The sequence below is a fragment of the Vibrio sp. ZF57 genome, from assembly GCF_001691235.1.
GTDB classification, from domain to species: domain Bacteria; phylum Pseudomonadota; class Gammaproteobacteria; order Enterobacterales; family Vibrionaceae; genus Vibrio; species Vibrio crassostreae_C.
The window spans coordinates 177,640-194,678 of the sequence record NZ_MAKD01000075.1; the positions used below are offsets into that span (position 1 = coordinate 177,640).

Below are 17,039 nucleotides of genomic sequence, written 5' to 3' on the forward strand. Positions count from 1 at the left end.
TTATTGCTCCCTCAGATAGCTGTTGGTGGTTGGGGCATAACCAAAGGTGTTGCAGGTCTCGACGTCTAGGAAGGTGGTGATCACCTTGATCATCGCGTAATGATGATTGGCATGCAGTGCGGCAAAGGTGACCTCTCTTTCGAGCGTTGAAGGCAGGCTTGCGAACACTTGAGCATCCATCGAAACCTCGGTTTGGATCATGATAGGCGCTTCGAGATCTCGACGGTCTAATCGTTCAAGCCAGTTGATCACATAGTGGATCTCTTTGACTGCAATAGAGCGGTCGTATTCGACAGGATGACCACGACGACGAGTGTTGTAATCAACGGCCTCATCCTCTTTTAAAATCAAGGCGTGAAAAAGATCCAGTGTGTGACGAGTATGTTCACCGATAGAGCTTGTAACGTGTGGCTTTGCTCGTGTCAGGTAATCGCTGTCAGAAATCGCTAACAAAAACTCTAGACCCTGATTCAATATCTCTACCGCTCCCTTGATACTAGGAGAGAAAGAAGTAAGGGCGCTCGGTTGGGCTATGGGGTTCATTCATGATCCTCGTGCAAAGTTAGTCGGTAGTCGGATATTGTTGAACAAGACGTCGCTCTTCTTGCCACGCCGCAAATAAGCTCTTGAAAGAAGGGGATTGGTGGCCTCGTTGTTTTTGCTGAGCGCCAATATCAAAAAGAATGCGATATTGCAGGAGTAGCGTAGAAAATATCTCTCGTAATGGGGTGTTGCGATCCCAGATATGTCCAGCCTCACTGCTTGCGCCATTGACCTCAAGAATCGTGAAATCCTCACCGTTCATTAGGCTGTACATGTCTTTAAACTTGACGTCGAGTCGACCAAAGTGAAAGCCATCGAAGTCGTCGAATATCTCGTCTAAGCGTTCTGTTAGAGCCTGAGTGATGTATTGATTACCGTCTCGGAAGATACAGCCACGGCTATGGCTGCCTGCAAACGCGAGTTGGAACTCTTCACCCTCTGCGAGCACTTGATCCAATTTATCTTCATGCCTTGGTAGATACAGGTGGCTGAGTTGCCCAGCGCGCGGGCTGTTTTCAATTAACTGCTTGAGTGTCGACTTGCCATCACCCATCACCATTGGCGCATATTTGAGTGTGATCGAGATGATCTCACCTTGCTTTTTATTTGGGTAACGAACGTAGAAAACACCCGCTTCGGCTTGATAAGGCGCCTTTTTTTGCAGTAGAAAGCGAGCATTATTTGGGAAAGATTCGACATATTGCTCAAGTTGAACTTGGTTGTTGATCAGCTTAACGCCAACACCTCGACAGCCAAGATCCGGCTTAGCCACGATAGGGAAATCAAGATCCGTTTGTATGAGTGCGCTGCGTGCGTCTTCGGCTTGTTTTTTACTGCCGAGATCCGTTTTGGTTAGGGTTATAAACGGTGAGATCCAACGCTGACTTGAAGATCCGGCAAGGCTCAATATCTCATGTTTTGATTCGCCTACCATGCCGCTTAACTTAATGCTTGGATTGGCGATGAGCGGCAGCGCCCAGTCAAAGTGCCGTAACCCTTGCATCAGGCTTTGAATGACCACTGGCGTGTAGAAGAACCAAGTCGGAAGAAACTCATAAGGAGAGACACTTCGCACGGTATCTTTTTCAAGCAGAGGCATACCTGCATTAATTTGATGTGCGGGAATGATGCGAATATCTTGCGGTGAACTCATGATAGCCCTCTAGAGTAGGTTTTATTCATTAATCGATTGCCGATAAACAGCAAAACGATGGCACACGGGATGATGATCCATTGATATTCAGAGGCTTGCAGCCAGGCTGATGTCCCTAAATAGTAGATGGCAGAGAAGACAATGCCAGTCCAGAGCGCAGTTGCGCTGATGACGGCAAATAAGAAAGTAGGCAGTGGGATGGCGAAAAAGCCACTCAGAGTAAAACCAACGGTGCGTAGCCCAGGAATAAAGCGGATAACAAAAAGGCTGCTGAATGCGTTTTGGCGTAATTTGGTACGAAGCGAACGAAAGTACTTATTGGTGAGGGCTTTATATCGAACGCCTCGGAAGTAACGTCCTGATTTACCAAGGTAATAAAGACCAAGATCACCAGTGGCAATGCCAATGAAAATTGCAAGTAACGCATATTGCGGTGGGATGAGTGCTTGAGTCGCTAAACCAGCGGCCGTCACGATTGCCAGATCTTCAAGCAGGTAAGAAAGCGCGATAATGCCAAGCATCAGCCATAGCAGCGACTCCTCCCCTGAATGTAACCATGCTTGAATGCTCTCGACGGTGCCCATCAAATGTCCTTATCTATCCTATAGATGAATGGCTTACCGGCCATTCATTGAGTGTAGTAAATTAAATAGACAGGAGGAGCTCAGAAAAACTTACAGCGAATTGCTGCTTTTTTACGTTGATTGGATTCAATAGGTGATTTGAGGTGTGCGATATTAGGCGAAGAATGAGCAGGAGTTTAAGCTTCGAAAGCTGAGGCCTTACACTAAGAATTTAGATAAGAAAAGAAAAAGGCTGAGTCGTTAAACTCAGCCTTTTAGAAGGTTAACTATTGATTACTAGAGTAATCTATTTAGTTAGATCAATTTGGTAAACGCCGAAACCAACATCGTCAGTGGCAACACGTTTCATTGGGTATTGACCCTTCTCTTTAATGAACTGTGCCGCTTTCTCACTTGGCGACGTTTCAAAGCGGATATCTAGCTTGTTATCCGTTTTGATTGGTGAAAATGACCAATTGTTATCTGCGCTTGGGCTCACTTGACCTTGTTCTTTGCTTACGCGAGAGATGTAGTTTGCAAGAACAGTACGGTTCTCATCTGGTGCATCAAATGCGATGAAGTCTTCACCTGTGCCTGGGAACTTAGCGCTGTATGCACGGTAGTTGTTGGTTGCGATCAGGAAGTCTTGCTTCATGTCGATTGGCTTACCTTGGTAAGTTAGGCCAACAATACGCTGTGAGTCAGGGTTAACGACTTTACAGTTTGCATCGTATTTCGCAGGTTGAGTTACGTCGATTTGGTAATCAACACCGTCGATAACATCGAAGTTGTAAGTGCGGAAGTTATCCCACTCGATCAACTGTTGTGGTGCTGTTGAGTTAACATCAACTTGGTTGAATTGACCAGCAGAACACTCAAGCCACTCTTTTACTTCGTGACCTGTTACCTTCATCGCAACTAGTGTGTTCGGGTAAAGGTATAAGTCAGCTGCGTTACGGAATGTCAGTTGACCAGATTCAACTTCAGTGAAGTTCGCTGGGTCATTCTTACGGCCACCAGCTTTGAATGGTGCAGCCGCGGAAAGTACTGGCGTACCATCTAGGTCAGGGTCACCTTGGATGAACTGTTCAACGTAATCTTTCTGTGCAAGGTTAACGATTTGAACTGTTGGATCGTCTTGTACTAGAGACAAGAAGCTGTACATCACATCGTCTGCTTTACCAATCGGTTGGTTAACAAACTCACGAGTACCAGCGTGGTCTTTTTCTAGTGCTGTTACGATGCCTTCATCAGCCGCAGCAAGAGATTTCTTCTCGATCTTGTCGTAGATAGGGCGTGCTTCTGATTGGCCTTTAACGACTTCCCACTTACCGTCTTTTTGTGCAAGTGTTAGATCCATAACACCAACGTGGCTACCCCAACGACCAGGCATTACTGCCACAACGCCGTTCATGGTGCCCGTTTCGTTGTCGATGCCTTGAATGTCATCAAAACCTTTACCTGGGAAAACTGCGTGAGAGTGGCCGAATGCGATCGCATCGATGCCGTCTACTTCAGATAGGTAGAACGTTGAGTTCTCTTCGCCATTTTTGTATGGGTCAGTTGATACGCCTGAGTGAGGGATAGCAACGATAACCTCTGCACCTTCCGCTTTCATTTGAGGCACTAACTCGTTAGCCGTCTCAATGATATCGCGAGCGATCACTTTGCCTTCTAGATTCTTCTTATCCCACGTCATGATTTGTGGTGGAACAAAACCGATGTAACCCACTTTTACTTCGTGCTCTACGCCAGCAGTATCTTCGAACGTGTGCGTCTTGATGATGTAAGGCGTGAAGTAGTGTTCTTTGGTTTCTGCGTCGTAAACGTTAGCACTGATGTAAGGGAAATCAGCGTCGTTGATCGATTCTTCTAGGAACTCAAGACCGTAGTTGAATTCGTGGTTACCTAGGTTTGCAGCGTCGTAGCTTAGTTGGTTCATTGCTTTATATGCAGGGTGAACTTCGCCAGCTTCGATGCCTTTGTCTGCCATGTAGTCACCCATTGGGCTACCTTGCAGTAAGTCACCGTTATCAACTAAAACGCTGTTGGTTACTTCGCTTTGAGCTTCTTTTACTAAAGTTGCAGTACGTGCTAAGCCGATTTTTTTCGATGGCTTGTCTTTGTAGTAGTCGTAATCCATTAGGTTGGTATGGATATCCGTCGTTTCTACGACACGTAATTTAATCACTTCATCGGTATCTGGTGTTGTTGTGCAGCCTGCTAAAGTCAAACCAAGACCCGCAAGTACAGCCAATGACAAAGGTTTCATTGCAACTTTCATTTTGTAGCTCCAAAGTGGATAGTAGAAAATTCGTTGCGTAATGTAACAAAACCGAATGAAACAATGATTACAACGAATGTTAATTCGTGACTTAGATCGATTACTTTATGGTGTTCTGCAAGACGCCTCCCAAAGCTGCTCAATCGATGCGCAACTGATATCGATAATATTAGTCCATTCATTTCACCTGCTTATCGGTAAATTCAATCCCTTATCAGCTTTTCGAATAAAAAATGAAATTTTAGAATTTCCAGTAATATGAGAGGCTCGTCATAATGCCTATATCAAGGACGTATCAGGCAGACGAATAGCAAGGATAGCTCAACACGAAGCTTCTGTTTTCTTCTAGTGCCAATACTCCCATTCACTCAAGTGGATGAGTTAAATCCCATGCTTGACAAGAACAAGTAATGAATTGCTCGTAACGCGAGCCTTAAAGGAAGCACTGAAATGGACCAAGAACGTTTAACCCACCTAAAACAGCTCGAAGCGGAAAGTATTCATATTATCCGTGAAGTAGCGGCTGAGTTTGATAACCCAGTGATGATGTACTCCATCGGAAAAGATTCTTCTGTGATGCTTCATTTAGCTCGCAAAGCGTTTTATCCAGGCAAGATTCCATTCCCGCTATTGCATGTAGATACGGATTGGAAATTCCGCGAGATGATTGAGTTTCGTGATCGTACGGCTAAAAAGTACGGCTTCGACCTTTTAGTACATAAGAACCCAGAAGGTATTGAGATGGGTTGTAGCCCATTTGTACATGGTTCTTCGAAGCACACTGACATCATGAAAACACAGGGCCTTAAGCAGGCGTTAAACAAGTATGGGTTCGATGCAGCTTTTGGTGGTGCGCGTCGTGATGAAGAAAAATCTCGTGCGAAAGAACGTGTTTACTCTTTCCGCGATAAGAACCATACGTGGGATCCAAAAAACCAGCGTCCAGAGCTTTGGTACACTTACAACGGTCAGGTTAATAAGGGCGAAAGCATTCGTGTCTTCCCGCTATCTAATTGGACTGAGCTCGATATCTGGCAATACATCTACCTAGAGAGCATCGATATTGTTCCACTTTACCTTTCAGACAAACGCCCTGTAGTTGAGCGTGATGGCATGCTGATCATGGTTGATGATGACCGTATGGAGCTGCAAGAAGGTGAAGTGATTGAAGAGAAAAGCGTTCGTTTTCGTACTTTAGGCTGTTACCCATTAACCGGAGCGGTTGAATCTGAGGCGAATACGCTAACAGGCATTATTGAAGAGATGCTGGTGGCGACGTCTAGTGAGCGTCAAGGTCGAGCAATTGACCATGATCAGTCGGGCTCTATGGAGCTGAAAAAGCGCCAAGGTTATTTCTAAGAATCTAAGGAAAGAAAAATGAATAGTGCAGTAGAAGCCGAATTGGCTGAACTAGGGATTGAAGGTTATCTAAGTCAGCATCAGCATAAATCTATGCTTAGATTTTTAACTTGTGGCTCGGTAGATGACGGTAAAAGTACGTTAATCGGTCGCTTGCTCCATGATACAAAGCAGATTTATGAAGATCAGCTAGCAGCGGTTCACTCTGATAGCCAACGAGTGGGTACCACGGGTGAGAAACCTGATTTAGCACTGCTTGTTGATGGCTTGCAGGCTGAGCGTGAGCAAGGGATTACGATCGATGTGGCTTATCGTTACTTCTCGACTCAAAAGCGTAAATTCATTATTGCTGATACCCCAGGGCATGAGCAGTACACGCGCAACATGGCAACAGGCGCTTCAACGTGTGATCTAGCGGTGATCTTGATTGATGCTCGTAAGGGCGTTCTGGATCAAACACGTCGTCACTCGTTTATTTCTAACCTGCTTGGTTTGAAGCACTTCATCGTCGCAGTCAACAAAATGGATCTCGTCGAGTACTCGCAAGATCGTTTTGAGGAGATTCGCGATCAGTATCTAGAGTTTGCAGAAAACCTAGAAGGTGAAACCAATATTCAGATCTTGCCAGTATCGGCGCTTGAAGGCATCAACGTTGCTGCACCAAGTAAAGAGCTTGCATGGTTCGAAGGCCCATCTCTGCTAGAAGTGTTAGAGAACGTCGACATTGACCAAAAGCGTTCGGCAGGTGAATTCCGATTCCCAGTTCAGTACGTCAATCGTCCTAACTTAGACTTCCGCGGTTTTGCTGGCACCGTTGCCTCTGGCCGTGTCAGTGTCGGTGATGAAATCAAGGCGCTGCCGTCGGGTAAAACCTCTAAGGTTGCACGCATTGTAACTTTTGATGGTGATTTGGAGTCTGCGCAAGCGGGCTTGGCAGTAACACTGACCCTTGAAGATGAGATTGATATCAGTCGTGGTGATTTGATTGTGCTAGAAAACGCGCAGATTGAATCCACTAACCACGTATTGGCTGACATCGTGTGGATGACAGAGCAACCATTGCAACCGGGCAAAGCTTACGACATCAAGATCGCAGGCAAGAAAACCGTTGGTCAGGTTGAAACGGTTCGTCACCAATACGACATCAACAACCTATCGACTCACGCTGTCGATGAGTTGCCATTGAATGGCATTGGCTTGTGTGAATGGTCACTGAACGAGACTGTCGCGCTGGATAAATACCGTGAAAGTGCCGATACCGGTGGCTTCATCGTTATCGACCGACTAACCAACGTGACGGTTGGCGCGGGTTTGATTCGAGACCGTTTGGACTCTGTTGAACAGCAAGTCGGTAACTTCTCTGCATTTGAACTTGAGTTCAACGCATTGGTTCGCAAACATTTCCCTCATTGGGATGCCAAAGATCTAAGCCAACTACTGAAGTCATAAACGACCAAGTAACAGCTTATTGAATCAGGCGGAAACCGATCGTTTCCGCCATAAAGGACGGGTATATGTGGCAACAAGGATTTGTATTAGCGATTTTGCTCGGCATCATTACTTGCCTGCTCGTTACCCGTATTAAGCCAAGCTTTATCTTTGCTGGCGCGGCGTTTATTGCTTTTATGGCTGGTATGATCGATTTGTCGAGCTTAGCCAATAACTTCACTAACTCCTCGTTACTGACTTTAATTCTTCTTATCCTCGCATCAAGTGCGTTGGAGAAAACTCGCTTAATCAGTTGGGTTAGCCGTAATATCTCTGAAGGTAGGCTAGGTACCGTGGTTGCGAAGTTGGGTATTTCCACAGCGTTACTTTCTTCTTTTACTAATAACACGGCGGTGGTTGTTTCTTTGATCGGGGCGATCAAACGTAATCAACAACATGCGCCATCTAAACTGCTTATCCCTTTGTCATACGCTGCCATCTTAGGTGGAACCCTGACATTGATCGGCACCTCTACCAACTTGATCATCAATAGCTTTGTTGAAGATGCTGGACTGCCAAGCTTAAACTTTTTTACACCGACCTTGATCGGTTTAGCGGTGTTGGTCGGCGGTGTGTTGATCCTCATTCCTCTGAGCTACTTCTTACCCAGCTACGATGATGGTTCTCAAGATGATCTGCCTTACTTTCTCGAGGCGCGAGTTGAGCCGGGTTCTCCTTTAGTTGGCCGCAGCGTCAGCGAGAATAACCTCAGAGCATTGAGAAAACTGTTCTTAGCGGAAGTGATTCGAGACGGTAAAACAACCGCGTCTATTGACCCTGATTTTATTCTTCAAGCTCGTGATCGACTACTGTTTTGTGGTGATGTCGAGAGTGTTGCGACACTGCAAGAGATCCAAGGGCTAACTCTGTTTGGTCAGCACCACCTGAACGGCCAGAGCTTTGTTGAGGTCGTAGTCAGTTCATCGGCAAGCTTCTGTAATAAAACCCTCAAGACCAGCCAGTTTAGAGATCGCTTCGATGCGGTTGTGGTTGCTATTCGTCGTGGTCATGAACGCCTTGAAGGTGGCCTTGGAAACATCACATTAACCGCCGGCGATACCTTGATTTTGGTTCCAGGCAAACGTTTTGAAGAACAGCGTCAACAACACAATAAAGAGTTTGTGTTGATGAACGACCTAGACTCAAGCGCCAAGCTTGATGCCGATAAATCGACGTTTGTGTTGCTCGGTTTTGCCAGTGTGATTGGGTTATCGCTCGCTGAAGTCGTGCCGATTATTAAAGGGCTAGCGGGATTTTTATTATTGCTGGTGGCATTTGGTGTAGTACAACTTGGTGAGCTTCGCCGCCGCTTCCCCGTCGATATTGTCGTGATCGTTGGTTCGGCACTCTCTATTGCTCAACTGATGATTTCATCTGGGTTGTCTGAGCGAATGGGGCTGATGTTTATGGAGGCCTTTAATGGCTGGGGCGTATTTGGAGCGCTAGTCGCGACCTATTTCATGACGTTGGTCCTGACTGAGTTGGTGACCAATAATGCGGCAGCGGCACTCTCATTCCCCATTGGCTACAGTATGGCCGTGGGCTATGGCGTCGATCCAATGCCGTTTATTATGGCGGTTCTGTTTGGTGCCAGTGCCAGTTTTATTTCGCCATACGGCTACCAAACCAACTTACTTGTTTATAGCGTAGGTAATTACCACCTTACGGATTATCTGCGCATCGGCATCCCAATCTCGATTGTTTATTCGGGTTTGGTGCTGACCCTAATTCCTTATTTTTTCCCATTTTAATGCTGTTTATTTAAAGGACTAATTATGACCGCAGTACTCAAACCAAAAGATGAGAATGTTGTGTGGCATCAACACTCGATTGATAAAACATTTCGCTCTGATCTGAAATCACAAAAGCCAGCCGTGCTCTGGTTCACGGGATTATCTGGTTCTGGGAAGTCGACAGTCGCTGGAGCATTAGAAAATCGCTTGGCACAGCTTGGTTACCATACTTACCTATTGGATGGCGACAATGTGCGTCATGGATTATGTAGTGACCTTGGTTTCTCTGAGCAAGATCGTCGAGAGAACATCCGTCGTATTGGTGAGCTTGCTAAATTGATGGCAGATGCAGGCTTGATCGTGTTGTCAGCCTTTATTTCTCCGCATCAAGCTGAAAGGCAACTCGTGAGAGATTTATTGCCGGAAGGTGAGTTTCTTGAGGTGTTCGTCAATACGCCATTAGAGGTTTGCGAACAGCGTGATCCTAAAGGTCTGTATAAGAAAGCACGTGCCGGAGAAATCCCGAACTTCACAGGTATTAGTTCAGTGTACGAAGCGCCTCTGAACCCTGAGATTGATCTACCTGCAGGTGAGAAGACACTCGATGAATTGGTCGAACTGTGTATTGATGCGTTGGAGAAGCGAAATATTTTAGCCAATTGAGATCGTTGGTACGACTAAGGCTGTTCACTTACTTATCGACTTATTCATGACTGATAAGTAGTACAGCCTTGGTTTACCGAGACAAGAAACCTATCCCCTAGATTCTCTTTATTCCTCTTAATACTTCACTTCTTACATCGTCTATTTTAGCTCCGTAGAGTGTCTAGACGGTGTAATTCACGCTGCTTTTCACCTCTGTCTGAACCGTGAATTTCTGGCTCAATAGTGCAATCAGTTGGTCGTAATATTGTGTGTTTGGCTTGTTGCCGAGCAAGGTACAAAGCTCATTGCCTGTAGGGCTGAATCGGTAGTAAACCAGCTTCACGCCTTTTGATAATGGTGCCAGTGACATGCTCTTACCTTGATAGGTTAGGTGCAGGGCTGGATCGAAATCAATCTCTCCGGATTCTAATTCTGTGCCCAGAATAATCCCGAGCTCTATCAAGTGGAGCAAGCTGGAGTAGGGCAGGTTGTGCCCACCAAGGTTGATGGTGTTGGTGGTGTCCCTTTTGCCAAAGTTGAATAGCCCAGCATGAGATTTAAAGCCGAGTAAGAGCTTTCTGCTGTTATCGCTACCAAAGCTACAACCCAGTGATGCTGCCCTTTGTAGGGTTAACGCTTCTTTTGGTGTCATGTCTTTTAAGATTTGCAGTGCCTTCATCGACGTCGAGCCTGGGTTGGTGACTTCTCGTTTCAGTACTTGAGCCCATAGCCTCTGCATCGATGTATTGTGGATCTCTTGTGCCATGTCGAAGAAACGGTATAACCAGTCCTGATCCGGGTCTCCAGCCGCTTCATCCTTACATGAAGAGTGCGCCAACTTTAGAATCTGTTCTAGGTTCTTTTGGCGAAGCTCTCTACGTTTTTTCTCTCGCAATAGTGCCCGTTCGATAAGCGTACTCTCAGCTTTATCCTTTGGCTTGGCACTATGACTAATTAAGGAATCGAGGCCGAAGCTTTGTGCGATGTGCAGCATTCTGCTGGCACTGTCGGCAATATGAGGCTTTTTCTCATGCTTATGCTGTGTGTCGCTAGCATGCTCAATGATCACTGGCTGTTTGGTTTTTGACATAAGAGTACCGTTAGGAGACGACTCAAAACCAATCGTAGTAAATAATTGCTCAGCCTAGCTTGTTAAAACGCTTGATAACTGAGCTACAATTTTTGATTGTAGAATAACTACTTATCAAAAAGCTCCGCCTTGTTCTCAAGGCTTTTTCCTACGCTATTTCTGAACACTTACTTATTGTGATTGGTATAACTGTCTAAAATGTAACTCTTTATCTTATTGGTGGCTAGATTTTGTGAGCATAGTTGAAGGTTTCAACAAAATTTTACTTTTGTTAATGATAATAAAATGTTAAATTTGTTGTAATTCTCAAGGAGGAGTTATGAATCAAGTCAATGATAACAAGCTGAAGAAACAGCTTAGTATAGGGTTATTACTCGCGATTTATGTCGCTGTTCTAGCTTACTTATCTAATTACATCGCGTAATTCAGAAGAAAATTATCGTTATTAAACTGTTATTGAATGATCACACTCGTTCAGTGACGGCAGCTCATCCTTGAGCCACCCTTCTAATGACTACATGTCGTCATACTCTTCAATCGCAGTACCTTCAATAAGATAACCGGTTTGCGCTAAGTCATGGCTGATTGACTCAGTTTTCAGCGTTCCGACCAAATAGATCACATCCCATAACTGCTGTATTGGTGCACCTTTCGGGAACTTCACGTAGATGATTTGGTTCGGTGGCGGCGGTGGCACGTGGATACATGCGCCAAAGTACGGTACCAGCAGAAACTCAGTGATCATATTCTCATCACCTTCCAATGGAATCACAAAGCCAGGAATCTTCACTGTGCTGCCATTCAGCTCTGGGCGAACAGCACCAAGTGTCGATTGTTGAGGTTTGTCCATACTATTGTGGTCAACCATCGGCATACCAAATGAATCTAGCTGAGCACGTTCTGATTCTGGAATCAAATCAATCCATTCAAGTGTTAATACCGATTCGTCATTCTGAGTGGTTTCAGCGTGAGCTGTACTGATAAATGGGAACAGAAGTAGCCCAAGTATCAGTAGGAATTTGCGTTGCATCGTAGGTTCCTATTTTAGATTCGAATCGTCATGCCATCAGACAATGACTGGCGGTAAGCCCTGAAAGCGGGAATAAAGCCGATAATGATTCCGGCAACTTGTACCAGCATAAGCAGTTTCCACTCATGCGGTGTGATTGCGGATATCGATATGTTGATACCATAACTTTGTTGCACAATAGGAGCAACCACTGCGATCAGCGCAAACAGCACTGCAACACCTAATGTAATGCCAAGGAAGGTTAGTGCACTGGCTTCACTGATCAGTAAACCAAACACATGACGAGGTCTTGCGCCCATCGCACGTAGGATAGCCATCTCTCGACGCCTTTCTTGCAAGCTAGTGAGTAGGCTACTGAGCATACCCAATAATCCGGCGACAACAACAAACCCTGAAACAATCAGTAATGCTTGTTCTGCTACAGCCATCATTCCCCACAATTCGTGAAGCGCAATGCCCGGCATAATGGCGCTTAAAGGTTCTTGGCGGTAGTTATTGATTTCTCGTTGCAGTGCGAAGGTTTGGATCTTCGATTTAAGGCCAACCATCATCGCGGTAATCTGCTTCGGTTGGAAGTCACGTTGCTTTAGCGCTTCAGCATTCGGTGTGTGCCCGAGGTTGGCACCTGACTCCCAGCCAACATGAATTGCTTCGATTGCCTCTAGCGATACGTGTACGGTTTTGTCTACTGGTGTTCCTGTTGGCGCGAGTATTCCCACAATCTTGAAGGGCAGATTATCGTGACGGCTAAACGCAACATCACTGATACCGTGCGCAAGAATGATTTGATCACCTATTTTGTAATCTAGCTTCTTCGCGACGTCGGCACCAATCACTACGTCAAATAGCTGATTAAACTCTTTACCTTGTTGGAAAGTAAGTAATTGCTTACTTCCATAGCGATAGTTTTCAAAGTAACTATGATTTGTACCCATCACACGGAAGCCTTTGTGTGAATCGCCCAATGATATTGGTATCGCCCACTTTACTGCGTTGTGCTGGCTAAATTCTTCATAGCTTTTCCAGTCGATGTTGTTGGTCGCATTACCGATTCTGAATACTGAGTAAAGCAGCAGGTTGACCTGACCAGAACGGCCACCAACGATAAGGTCAGTACCTGAAATCGTATTGGCGAAGCTGCTTTTTGCTTCGGTTCTAACGCGTTCTACGCCGAGCAAGAGAATGACAGATACCGCCACCGTGAGAATGGTGAGAATAGCCGTGGCTTTACGGTTGAGTACGCTTTTTAAGGCTAAGTGAGTAATTACTTTCATACGACAACCTTAGCTTGGTTAACGGTTTTTAAATCTATGGTTCGAGTAAATAATTTTTCTAGTGTTGGATCATGGCTAACAAAGATAAGAGTAGAACCTGCCTGGTTGGCTTGTTCTAACAACAGTTCGATAAAAGCTTCTCGGTTGTCATGATCCAAAGCCGAGGTTGGCTCGTCGGCAATAATGATTTTGGGTTGGCCGATCAAAGCACGAGCGGCAGCAACACGTTGTTGTTGACCGATGCTTAACTCGGTAACGGGCTTGTCCATTAAAGCTTGAGGTAGTTTTAATCTGAGTAACAACTCTCGAGCCGTCTCTTGTAAGCTTTTCTGGCTTTCAGCGACTTGCTGTTTACGTATCTGTGAAAACTGGCAAGGAAGCGTCACGTTATCGATAACTGATAGATAAGGAAGCAGGTTAAATTGTTGGAAAATATAACCAATATGATCGGCTCTGAATTTATCTCTTTGACGAGGTGTAAGCTGAGTGAGGTCTTGATCAAGGATAGAGACTTCTCCTTGCTCAGCTTGGTTGATTCCGGTCAGTAGCCCTAACAAAGTTGATTTTCCACAACCACTTGGCCCTTTAATAAAAAGGTGCTCTTGGGCTGGGATGTGAAGAGAGGGGATCTCTAGCGTTGGTGGTAATTCAGGCTTCCAACGAAAGCTGATATTTTCGAGTTTGACCACAAGTGATGAACTGTCAGAAGACATGCTAGCTCCAATAATTAAAGCGGTGTATCTACTGGACAGTAATTTGAAACATAAATTCCCAGGAACACACCGATTTGAACAGCCAAGTAAGCGATGACTTACCTGGCTGTTTATTTTACGTTTAATCCGATCTAGGAGTGATTAGAATCGGAAACTAATACGCTCTGCGTTAAGCACTTCTTGTACTTGAGCTGTGTCTGTTAGTAGGTTCACCGTCATTTTTTCAGTGTTGCTGAACTTAGAGAACCACTGAGTGCTAACTGTGTCTAGCTTAGCAACATCTGAACATTCATAGTGGTACTCAACAGTGAACTCACCGTGGCCACCTTCTGAGTGATCGTGGCCTTCATGATCGTGGTGGTCGTGACCTTCGTGGTCATCATGATCGTGCTCAGCGTGGTCATGGTCTTTGTGGTCATCATGATCGTGTTCAGCGTGGTCATGGTCTTTGTGGTCGTCATGATCGTGTTCAGCGTGATCATGGTCTTTGTGGTCGCCATGACCGTGTTCCGCATGGTCATGGCCTTCATGGTCGTCATGACCGCCTTCTAAGGTGTTTGCTACTGACTTGAACTTCAGAGTACAACTCGCATTGTTAAAACTAAACAGCTCTTCTGGCTTGTTTAATTGTGCGATAGCCTGTTCAAACACTTTCTTCTGTTCTGCAGTTTTTGGAGCATGTTCAAACCCAACCACATCTGCGCCTGGAGCTGTTACTTCAACAAGCAATTCTTGCCCATCTTGCGCGATGTTTACTTCAACTTGGCCATGTACGTGTGCATCATGAGAGCGGAATTCTTCGTTAGCTAGAGCATTTGTAGAGACAGTCATGCCGATAACAACGGCTAAAAAAGTAGGTTTCATGTTTTTTCCTGAATAAAGGTTAATTAAAAAGTAGTGGTAATTAAGCGATATTTACAGGAGGTGAGCGTGCCAAATAAGCGAAATATAGCCGCTGTAGTGAAGTTACTGACTCTGTAATAGCGACAGTAAATTCCGAATGGAACTCTGGAATCTGTGGTAGTGAGTGCGCTGTGATGAACTGATTAAGCGAAAACAGCTCACAATGGTGTGAAGTGTGGTGCTCTGGTGCGATATCCACAATGTGTGTTGCGGCTAACACGCTTAACATGAGCATAAGCCCAAGCAAGAAGCCTGTTTTGCGTTTCACATTGTTGGGTGTGTTTTGCCACATCAGGATGATTAACCACAGAATTAAAAAAAGGATACTGTTATAATATAACAATATCCTTTGGTTAGGTCTCGAAAAAGACGCGAATATCTTATTAAAGGCTCGCTTTAATCAACTCAATGACTTGAGTGACTTCTGATTCGTTTAATGCACCTTCTTTTACAAACAAGATTTTACCTTGCTTGTCTTGAACGATAATCGCTGAGCTTTCTTCTTTTAGAGCCCATGTTGACGCAACGGCGCCGTCTTCATCTAGGACCATAGAAGACCATGGAAATTCTTCTTTGCTGCTTTCGGCAGAGGACTTAACAAAAGACCCAGTACCCCAAATCGCATCATCTTGGTTGATGATAGTGGTGGTTTGGTAGCTGTCTTCTGAGAATTTCGATGCGGTAATGGCTGCCATCAGTGGTGCGTTGAGCTCTTTAGAGCTGCTGCGGCCAGCGATAGCTTGAACGACGCGAACTTTTCCTAGAAGATCATTGGTTGCCCAAGCTTGATATCCAGTATTTCCGTCGTTTAGAACAATCTCACCATAGTTACTCACATCGACGGCAGGCAGGGTAGCGCCTACTGATAGGTTGTGAGCATTGGCGAAGAGTGGAGAGGCTGCGGCTAGAAAAGCCAGTAGAGTTTTGTTTTTCATTATATTTTTGTTCCGCTTATTGGTTTGCACAGGAAGTATAATATGAAATTTGAAAAATGCCTCTTTAACTTTTTTATCGTACGACGTAGAAAGAAGTTGCAGGCTTGTTACCAAAAGGTATAATGCATCAATATCAAGATGAACAATAGATTATCTTGCTGTTTGCTAAAGGAATTAGCGATTAAATGTGCTTTGAACAGCGACGCTGTTCAGGTATGTGACTGTAGTACTCAAATGGAATTGAGGTTGTATTATGTTAAGAAAATTTTCTACTTACCGTCCACGTCAGGTGGCGCGTTTCGTTAAAGTCCTGTTCAAAGGCCAATTTGCTATTGAAGGTGTTGGAGAGTTTCGCTTCGACCAAGGCAAGGTGCTACTTCCTGAAGTTTCAGACAAACAAAAGCTCACTATTTTTAAAGAAGTTAACGGCACCATTGCAGCGTTGCCGGTGTAACTGAGCTTTATCGATTTGTCTTGCACCGAATAGATTAACAATGAAAAGGGCTTCCTGATGGAAGCCCTTTTTTTAATGGATGTTGTTCTAGCTTGTATGCCTAACGCACATTATTGCGGAGGGAAGCACACACCCGTACCGCCCAACCCGCAATACCCATTCGGATTTTTAGCTAGGTATTGTTGGTGGTAGGTTTCTGCGAAAAAATATTTTCCAGCAGGCAGAACTTCCGTCGTGATCTCGTTGCCTAAAGATTCAGTCATTGCTCGTTGATATTCACGTTTAGAGTGCTCAGCGATAGATTGTTGTTCTTCACTGAAGGTGTAAATCGCAGAACGGTACTGAGTCCCTAAATCGTTGCCTTGGCGCATCCCTTGAGTTGGGTCATGACGCTCCCAAAAGGTTTCAAGTATTCGAGCTAGAGAGGTTTGTTCACTATCAAATATGACACGAACGACCTCGGTATGGCCGGTTTGCCCAGTACATACTTGTTCATAAGTGGGATTAACTGTGTATCCGCCAGCGTAACCAACGGATGTTGAAATAACGCCATCCAATTGCCAAAACAAACGCTCAGCTCCCCAGAAGCACCCCATACCAAACAGGACTTCTTGTTGAGAGCCCGTGGGTGCATCGAGCAGGTCGGTTTGATTGACGAAATGGCGCTCAGTGATTCGAATTGGGTCAGCATTTCCCGGTAGTGCGGTTGCTGCAGAAACCAGTTGTTGTTTGTTTAGCATGTTATATTCCTTTTCGCATACGTTTACCGCGCTGGCTTTTATTTAACGTGGGTTCATATTAACTGTTGGTCAATATTGAATAAGTCTTTAAATTAGACCGTGTTATTCCAGGATTTATTACAGACTCAATGC

Annotated in this window: 17 protein-coding genes; 5 read left to right on the plus strand and 12 right to left on the minus strand. The window is 45.0% G+C overall.

Translation table 11 applies throughout. The annotated features are described in order from the left end of the window. The 4 genes from A6D97_RS10275 to A6D97_RS10290 all read right to left on the minus strand — a co-directional run bounded on the left by A6D97_RS10275 (position 1) and on the right by A6D97_RS10290 (position 4,543). Positions 1 to 543 (minus strand): hypothetical protein, encoded by a 543-nt coding sequence (locus A6D97_RS10275; protein WP_032545608.1) that lies wholly within the window; start codon positions 541 to 543, stop codon positions 1 to 3. Between the two features lie 19 nt (positions 544 to 562). Continuing rightward, positions 563 to 1,696, minus strand: coding sequence for an ATP-grasp domain-containing protein (locus A6D97_RS10280; protein ID WP_017058884.1), 1,134 nt, complete (start codon positions 1,694 to 1,696; stop codon positions 563 to 565). After that, positions 1,693 to 2,280 carry a DedA family protein gene (locus A6D97_RS10285; protein ID WP_017071303.1) on the minus strand — a complete coding sequence of 196 codons (588 nt, stop codon included), beginning with the start codon at positions 2,278 to 2,280 and terminating at the stop codon, positions 1,693 to 1,695. The genes A6D97_RS10280 and A6D97_RS10285 overlap by 4 nt, the downstream gene beginning before the upstream one ends. A gap of 286 nt (positions 2,281 to 2,566) precedes the next feature. Beyond that, positions 2,567 to 4,543, minus strand: coding sequence for a bifunctional 2',3'-cyclic-nucleotide 2'-phosphodiesterase/3'-nucleotidase (locus A6D97_RS10290; protein ID WP_065584311.1), 1,977 nt, complete (start codon positions 4,541 to 4,543; stop codon positions 2,567 to 2,569). A gap of 414 nt (positions 4,544 to 4,957) precedes the next feature. Here A6D97_RS10290 and cysD point away from each other — a divergent pair, with 414 nt between their 5' ends. The 4 genes from cysD (at position 4,958) to cysC (ending at position 9,786) form a co-directional block, all read left to right on the plus strand. Beyond that, positions 4,958 to 5,902: a sulfate adenylyltransferase subunit CysD gene (gene cysD, locus A6D97_RS10295; protein ID WP_276202727.1), complete on the plus strand. Its 945-nt coding sequence runs from the start codon at positions 4,958 to 4,960 to the stop codon at positions 5,900 to 5,902. 18 nt (positions 5,903 to 5,920) lie between these two features. Next, the gene (cysN, locus tag A6D97_RS10300) at positions 5,921 to 7,351 is read left to right on the plus strand and encodes a sulfate adenylyltransferase subunit CysN (protein WP_017063719.1); all 1,431 of its coding nucleotides are present in this window, start codon (positions 5,921 to 5,923) and stop codon (positions 7,349 to 7,351) included. Positions 7,352 to 7,416: 65 nt separating this feature from the next. Beyond that, positions 7,417 to 9,141, plus strand: coding sequence for an SLC13 family permease (locus A6D97_RS10305; RefSeq protein ID WP_004735273.1), 1,725 nt, complete (start codon positions 7,417 to 7,419; stop codon positions 9,139 to 9,141). A gap of 24 nt (positions 9,142 to 9,165) precedes the next feature. Then, positions 9,166 to 9,786, plus strand: coding sequence for an adenylyl-sulfate kinase (gene cysC / locus A6D97_RS10310; protein WP_065584313.1), 621 nt, complete (start codon positions 9,166 to 9,168; stop codon positions 9,784 to 9,786). Between the two features lie 163 nt (positions 9,787 to 9,949). On the opposite strand, the gene A6D97_RS10315 is transcribed toward cysC, so the two are convergent. From A6D97_RS10315 to A6D97_RS10345, 7 genes are all read right to left on the minus strand, one after another. Continuing rightward, on the minus strand, positions 9,950 to 10,858 hold the full coding sequence (locus A6D97_RS10315; protein ID WP_017069397.1) for a TIGR03899 family protein: 909 nt from the start codon (positions 10,856 to 10,858) through the stop codon (positions 9,950 to 9,952). A gap of 514 nt (positions 10,859 to 11,372) precedes the next feature. Further along, complete coding sequence (locus tag A6D97_RS10320) at positions 11,373 to 11,888, minus strand: DUF3299 domain-containing protein (RefSeq protein WP_017058892.1); 516 nt, start codon at positions 11,886 to 11,888, stop codon at positions 11,373 to 11,375. Between the two features lie 14 nt (positions 11,889 to 11,902). Continuing rightward, entirely contained in the window at positions 11,903 to 13,162 is a 1,260-nt protein-coding gene (locus A6D97_RS10325; RefSeq protein ID WP_017067558.1) for an FtsX-like permease family protein, read from the minus strand. Further along, positions 13,159 to 13,875: an ABC transporter ATP-binding protein gene (locus tag A6D97_RS10330; protein WP_065584314.1), complete on the minus strand. Its 717-nt coding sequence runs from the start codon at positions 13,873 to 13,875 to the stop codon at positions 13,159 to 13,161. The genes A6D97_RS10325 and A6D97_RS10330 overlap by 4 nt, the downstream gene beginning before the upstream one ends. A 141-nt stretch (positions 13,876 to 14,016) precedes the next feature. Further along, a complete protein-coding gene (locus tag A6D97_RS10335; RefSeq protein ID WP_065584315.1) occupies positions 14,017 to 14,739 on the minus strand; it encodes a DUF2796 domain-containing protein in 723 nt (240 codons plus the stop codon). A gap of 40 nt (positions 14,740 to 14,779) precedes the next feature. Then, positions 14,780 to 15,070: a DUF2607 family protein gene (locus A6D97_RS10340; protein WP_017063722.1), complete on the minus strand. Its 291-nt coding sequence runs from the start codon at positions 15,068 to 15,070 to the stop codon at positions 14,780 to 14,782. Positions 15,071 to 15,161: 91 nt separating this feature from the next. After that, positions 15,162 to 15,713 carry a YtfJ family protein gene (locus A6D97_RS10345; RefSeq protein ID WP_017063723.1) on the minus strand — a complete coding sequence of 184 codons (552 nt, stop codon included), beginning with the start codon at positions 15,711 to 15,713 and terminating at the stop codon, positions 15,162 to 15,164. A 253-nt stretch (positions 15,714 to 15,966) separates the two neighbouring features. On the opposite strand from A6D97_RS10345, the gene A6D97_RS10350 reads away from it, so the two are divergent. Continuing rightward, a complete protein-coding gene (locus tag A6D97_RS10350) occupies positions 15,967 to 16,167 on the plus strand; it encodes a DUF1107 family protein (RefSeq protein ID WP_017058898.1) in 201 nt (66 codons plus the stop codon). Between the two features lie 110 nt (positions 16,168 to 16,277). On the opposite strand, the gene msrA is transcribed toward A6D97_RS10350, so the two are convergent. Further along, positions 16,278 to 16,907 carry a peptide-methionine (S)-S-oxide reductase MsrA gene (gene msrA, locus A6D97_RS10355; RefSeq protein ID WP_017058899.1) on the minus strand — a complete coding sequence of 210 codons (630 nt, stop codon included), beginning with the start codon at positions 16,905 to 16,907 and terminating at the stop codon, positions 16,278 to 16,280. Between the last annotated feature and the right edge of the window lie 132 nt (positions 16,908 to 17,039).

Bases quoted from the DNA above. Each gene is read 5' to 3' on its own strand.
- A6D97_RS10275 (WP_032545608.1), bottom strand. From the start codon at position 543: ATGAACCCCATAGCCCAACCGAGCGCCCTTACTTCTTTCTCTCCTAGT.
- A6D97_RS10280 (WP_017058884.1), bottom strand. From the start codon at position 1,696: ATGAGTTCACCGCAAGATATTCGCATCATTCCCGCACATCAAATTAAT.
- A6D97_RS10285 (WP_017071303.1), bottom strand. From the start codon at position 2,280: ATGGGCACCGTCGAGAGCATTCAAGCATGGTTACATTCAGGGGAGGAG.
- A6D97_RS10290 (WP_065584311.1), bottom strand. From the start codon at position 4,543: ATGAAAGTTGCAATGAAACCTTTGTCATTGGCTGTACTTGCGGGTCTT.
- cysN (WP_017063719.1), top strand. From the start codon at position 5,921: ATGAATAGTGCAGTAGAAGCCGAATTGGCTGAACTAGGGATTGAAGGT.
- A6D97_RS10305 (WP_004735273.1), top strand. From the start codon at position 7,417: ATGTGGCAACAAGGATTTGTATTAGCGATTTTGCTCGGCATCATTACT.
- cysC (WP_065584313.1), top strand. From the start codon at position 9,166: ATGACCGCAGTACTCAAACCAAAAGATGAGAATGTTGTGTGGCATCAA.
- A6D97_RS10315 (WP_017069397.1), bottom strand. From the start codon at position 10,858: ATGTCAAAAACCAAACAGCCAGTGATCATTGAGCATGCTAGCGACACA.
- A6D97_RS10320 (WP_017058892.1), bottom strand. From the start codon at position 11,888: ATGCAACGCAAATTCCTACTGATACTTGGGCTACTTCTGTTCCCATTT.
- A6D97_RS10325 (WP_017067558.1), bottom strand. From the start codon at position 13,162: ATGAAAGTAATTACTCACTTAGCCTTAAAAAGCGTACTCAACCGTAAA.
- A6D97_RS10330 (WP_065584314.1), bottom strand. From the start codon at position 13,875: ATGTCTTCTGACAGTTCATCACTTGTGGTCAAACTCGAAAATATCAGC.
- A6D97_RS10335 (WP_065584315.1), bottom strand. From the start codon at position 14,739: ATGAAACCTACTTTTTTAGCCGTTGTTATCGGCATGACTGTCTCTACA.
- A6D97_RS10340 (WP_017063722.1), bottom strand. From the start codon at position 15,070: ATGTGGCAAAACACACCCAACAATGTGAAACGCAAAACAGGCTTCTTG.
- A6D97_RS10345 (WP_017063723.1), bottom strand. From the start codon at position 15,713: ATGAAAAACAAAACTCTACTGGCTTTTCTAGCCGCAGCCTCTCCACTC.
- A6D97_RS10350 (WP_017058898.1), top strand. From the start codon at position 15,967: ATGTTAAGAAAATTTTCTACTTACCGTCCACGTCAGGTGGCGCGTTTC.
- msrA (WP_017058899.1), bottom strand. From the start codon at position 16,907: ATGCTAAACAAACAACAACTGGTTTCTGCAGCAACCGCACTACCGGGA.